A 5,198-nucleotide genomic window follows, 5' to 3' on the forward strand; every position below is an offset into this window, starting at 1 on the left:
GGGGTGTGTTCGTTTGTCGGGAGTTGCACAGTGGACGCGTAGCAGCTTGGTAGTCAAGTCCTCGGCCTATTAGTACCGGTCAACTGAACCCGTTACCGGGCTTACATTTCCGGCCTATCAACCCAGTCGTCTAGCTGGGGGCCTTACCCACCCGAAGGTGGTGGGATACCTCATCTTGAAGCGAGCTTCCCGCTTAGATGCTTTCAGCGGTTATCCCTTCCGAACGTAGCTAACCAGCCGTGCCCCTGGCGGGACAACTGGCACACCAGAGGTTCGTCCGTCCCGGTCCTCTCGTACTAGGGACAGCCCTTCTCAAGTATCCTACGCGCACGGCGGATAGGGACCGAACTGTCTCACGACGTTCTAAACCCAGCTCGCGTACCGCTTTAATGGGCGAACAGCCCAACCCTTGGGACCTGCTACAGCCCCAGGATGCGACGAGCCGACATCGAGGTGCCAAACCATCCCGTCGATATGGACTCTTGGGGAAGATCAGCCTGTTATCCCCGGGGTACCTTTTATCCGTTGAGCGACACCGCTTCCACATGCCAGTGCCGGATCACTAGTCCCGACTTTCGTCCCTGCTCGACCTGTCAGTCTCACAGTCAAGCTCCCTTGTGCACTTGCACTCAACACCTGATTGCCAACCAGGCTGAGGGAACCTTTGGGCGCCTCCGTTACCCTTTAGGAGGCAACCGCCCCAGTTAAACTACCCACCAGACACTGTCCCTGAACCGGATAACGGTCCGAAGTTAGATACCCAAACCAACCAGAGTGGTATTTCAAGATTGCCTCCACCCATACTGGCGTATGAGCTTCACCGGCTCCCACCTATCCTACACAAGCTAATTCGGATACCAATGTCAAGCTATAGTAAAGGTCCCGGGGTCTTTCCGTCCTGCCGCGCGTAACGAGCATCTTTACTCGTAGTGCAATTTCGCCGGGCCTGTGGTTGAGACAGTGGGGAAGTCGTTACGCCATTCGTGCAGGTCGGAACTTACCCGACAAGGAATTTCGCTACCTTAGGATGGTTATAGTTACCACCGCCGTTTACTGGCGCTTAAGTTCTCCGCTTCGCCCCGAAGAGCTAACAGGTCCCCTTAACGTTCCAGCACCGGGCAGGCGTCAGTCCATATACATCGAATTACTTCTTCGCATGGACCTGTGTTTTTAGTAAACAGTCGCTTCCCCCTGCTCTCTGCGGCCATACAACGCTCCACCCGCGCGGGGCTTCACGTCTCCGGCCCCCCTTCTCCCTAAGTTACGGGGGCAATTTGCCGAGTTCCTTAACCACAGTTCGCCCGATCGCCTCGGTATTCTCTACCTGACCACCTGTGTCGGTTTGGGGTACGGGCCGCTAAGAACTCGCTAGAGGCTTTTCTCGGCAGCATAGGATCACTGACTTCACCTGAATCGGCTCGGCATCACGTCTCAGCCTATATGCGCCGCGGATTTGCCTACGGCACGGCCTACACGCTTACCCCGGCACAACCACCGGCCGGGCTCAGCTACCTTCCTGCGTCACCCCATCGCTTGACTACTACCCGCCAGGTTCCCACGCTCCCCACCATTGACCCGAAGGTCGCCGGCGGTTCGGGTGGTTAGCACAACGAGGTTCATCAGGGACGCTCTTTCGCGGGTACGGGAATATCAACCCGTTGTCCATCGACTACGCCTCTCGGCCTCGCCTTAGGTCCCGACTCACCCAGGGCGGATTAACCTGGCCCTGGAACCCTTGGTCATCCGGCGGAAGGGTTTCTCACCCTTCTTTCGCTACTCATGCCTGCATTCTCACTCGTGCCGCGTCCACAACTAGGTCACCCCGTTGCTTCACCCCCGGCACGACGCTCCCCTACCCATCCACACACCTGCACAAGGAATCAAGTCCAAGCGAGGTAAAAATGTGAATGCCACAGCTTCGGCGGTGTGCTTGAGCCCCGCTACATTGTCGGCGCGGAACCACTTGACCAGTGAGCTATTACGCACTCTTTAAAGGGTGGCTGCTTCTAAGCCAACCTCCTGGTTGTCTATGCGACCCCACATCCTTTTCCACTTAGCACACGCTTAGGGGCCTTAGCTGGTGATCTGGGCTGTTTCCCTCTCGACTACGAAGCTTATCCCCCGCAGTCTCACTGCCGCGCTCTCACTTACCGGCATTCGGAGTTTGGCTGATTTCGGTAAGCTTGTAGGCCCCCTAGACCATCCAGTGCTCTACCTCCGGCAAGAAACACGCGACGCTGCACCTAAATGCATTTCGGGGAGAACCAGCTATCACGGAGTTTGATTGGCCTTTCACCCCTAACCACAGGTCATCCCCCAACTTTTCAACGTTGGTGGGTTCGGCCCTCCACGCGGTCTTACCCGCGCTTCAGCCTGCCCATGGCTAGATCACTCCGCTTCGGGTCTAGAGCATGCGACTGAACCGCCCTGTTCAGACTCGCTTTCGCTACGGCTCCCCCACACGGGTTAACCTCGCCACATGCCACTAACTCGCAGGCTCATTCTTCAAAAGGCACGCCGTCACCCCGCAAGGCTCCGACGGATTGTAGGCGAACGGTTTCAGGTACTATTTCACTCCCCTCCCGGGGTACTTTTCACCATTCCCTCACGGTACTCGTCCGCTATCGGTCACCAGGTAGTATTCAGGCTTACCAGGTGGTCCTGGCAGATTCACGGCAGATTTCAGGAGTCCGCCGCTACTCGGGAACACCCACAGGAGACCAGCCACTTTCACCTACCGGACTATCACCGTCTACGGTCGGCCTTTCCAGACCATTCGGCTAGCAACTGGCTTTGTAACTCCTCGAACATGTGTCAGCACATTCAGCAGGGTCCCACAACCCCGACCACGCAACCCCTGACAGGTATCACACGCAGCCGGTTTAGCCTCAATCCGCTTTCGCTCGCCACTACTCACGGAATCACTATTTGTTTTCTCTTCCTACGGGTACTGAGATGTTTCACTTCCCCGCGTTCCCCCCACACACCCTATGTGTTCAGGTGCGGGTGACATCACATGACTGATGCCGGGTTTCCCCATTCGGACACCCTGGGATCACAGCTTGGTTGACAGCTCCCCCAGGCCTATCGCGGCCTCCCACGTCCTTCATCGGCTCCTGGTGCCAAGGCATCCACCGTTCGCCCTTGACAACTTGACCACAAAGATGCTCGCGTCCACTGTGCAATTCTCAACAAACGACCAACCCACAACCCACAAGCCCCACACCAAACCCGACCACCGCCGGCGGTATGCAGGACCAGGCCATGCCTGGCAACCACCCTCACCCACAGGTGAGGTCATGGCTCCGAAGTAACAACCAGCGGTTGTTCCTTCAGGACCCAACAGGGTGCTCTCCGCTCCGCCCCAGCCGCACCAGACCCGTCGTTCCTGCACCCCAAAGGGCGTGTACTAGACGACCTGGCCGTTGCCAGAGCTGAACTCACCAGTGTCTCCGCCTATGAGCACCCCGACCCGACATCCGCGGGCCGCGGGCTCCATACCGCCTTTCGACGGATGGTGCTCCTTAGAAAGGAGGTGATCCAGCCGCACCTTCCGGTACGGCTACCTTGTTACGACTTCGTCCCAATCGCCAGCCCCACCTTCGACGGCTCCCTCCCTTACGGGTTGGGCCACCGGCTTCGGGTGTTGCCGACTTTCGTGACGTGACGGGCGGTGTGTACAAGGCCCGGGAACGTATTCACCGCAGCGTTGCTGATCTGCGATTACTAGCGACTCCGACTTCACGGGGTCGAGTTGCAGACCCCGATCCGAACTGAGACCGGCTTTTTGGGATTCGCTCCACCTCACGGTATCGCAGCCCATTGTACCGGCCATTGTAGCATGCGTGAAGCCCTGGACATAAGGGGCATGATGACTTGACGTCATCCCCACCTTCCTCCGAGTTGACCCCGGCAGTCTTCGATGAGTCCCCGCCATAACGCGCTGGCAACATCGAACGAGGGTTGCGCTCGTTGCGGGACTTAACCCAACATCTCACGACACGAGCTGACGACAGCCATGCACCACCTGTGACCGCCCCCGAAGGACCCCACATCTCTGCAGGTTTTGCGGCCATGTCAAACCCAGGTAAGGTTCTTCGCGTTGCATCGAATTAATCCGCATGCTCCGCCGCTTGTGCGGGCCCCCGTCAATTCCTTTGAGTTTTAGCCTTGCGGCCGTACTCCCCAGGCGGGGCGCTTAATGCGTTAGCTGCGGCACAGGGAACCGGAGAGGCCCCCCACACCTAGCGCCCAACGTTTACAGCGTGGACTACCAGGGTATCTAATCCTGTTCGCTCCCCACGCTTTCGCTCCTCAGCGTCAGTATCGGCCCAGAGACCCGCCTTCGCCACCGGTGTTCCTCCTGATATCTGCGCATTTCACCGCTACACCAGGAATTCCAGTCTCCCCTACCGAACTCTAGCCTGCCCGTATCGACTGCAGGCCCGCAGTTGAGCTGCGGGTTTTCACAGTCGACGCGACAAGCCGCCTACGAGCTCTTTACGCCCAATAAATCCGGACAACGCTCGCGCCCTACGTCTTACCGCGGCTGCTGGCACGTAGTTGGCCGGCGCTTCTTCTGCAGGTACCGTCACTTGCGCTTCGTCCCTGCTGAAAGAGGTTTACAACCCGAAGGCCGTCATCCCTCACGCGGCGTCGCTGCATCAGGCTTCCGCCCATTGTGCAATATTCCCCACTGCTGCCTCCCGTAGGAGTCTGGGCCGTGTCTCAGTCCCAGTGTGGCCGGTCGCCCTCTCAGGCCGGCTACCCGTCGTCGCCTTGGTAGGCCATCACCCCACCAACAAGCTGATAGGCCGCGAGCCCATCCCAGGCCGAAAAACTTTCCACCACCCACCATGCGGCAGGAGGTCATATTCGGTATTAGCCCCGGTTTCCCGGGGTTATCCCAAAGCCTAGGGCAGGTTGCTCACGTGTTACTCACCCGTTCGCCGCTCGAGTACCCCGAAGGGCCTTTCCGCTCGACTTGCATGTGTTAAGCACGCCGCCAGCGTTCGTCCTGAGCCAGGATCAAACTCTCCAACAAAAACTTGTTGAACAATCCATCCCGACAACAAAAGTGTTGCCAAAGGAATCCCCACCAGCCAGACCAAAGCCTGACCAGCGCGGGGTATAAAACAATTGGCACTGGCTTATCAAGCACCCTGTTGAGTTCTCAAAGAACAACCACACACCATCCG

The 5,198-nt window shown here is 58.2% G+C and carries 2 rRNA genes; both read right to left on the bottom strand.

What is annotated here, in order from left to right:
• Positions 1-49 precede the first annotated feature (49 nt).
• Positions 50-3,158: ribosomal RNA gene (locus tag ACNAVT_RS31520) — 23S ribosomal RNA — on the bottom strand.
• A gap of 370 nt (positions 3,159-3,528) precedes the next feature.
• A 16S ribosomal RNA gene (locus ACNAVT_RS31525) occupies positions 3,529-5,044 on the bottom strand.
• Together the 16S and 23S rRNA genes form the textbook arrangement of a ribosomal RNA operon.
• Positions 5,045-5,198 lie beyond the last annotated feature (154 nt).

The organism is Micromonospora sp. SL4-19 (assembly GCF_047921475.1).
Classification (GTDB): domain Bacteria; phylum Actinomycetota; class Actinomycetes; order Mycobacteriales; family Micromonosporaceae; genus Micromonospora.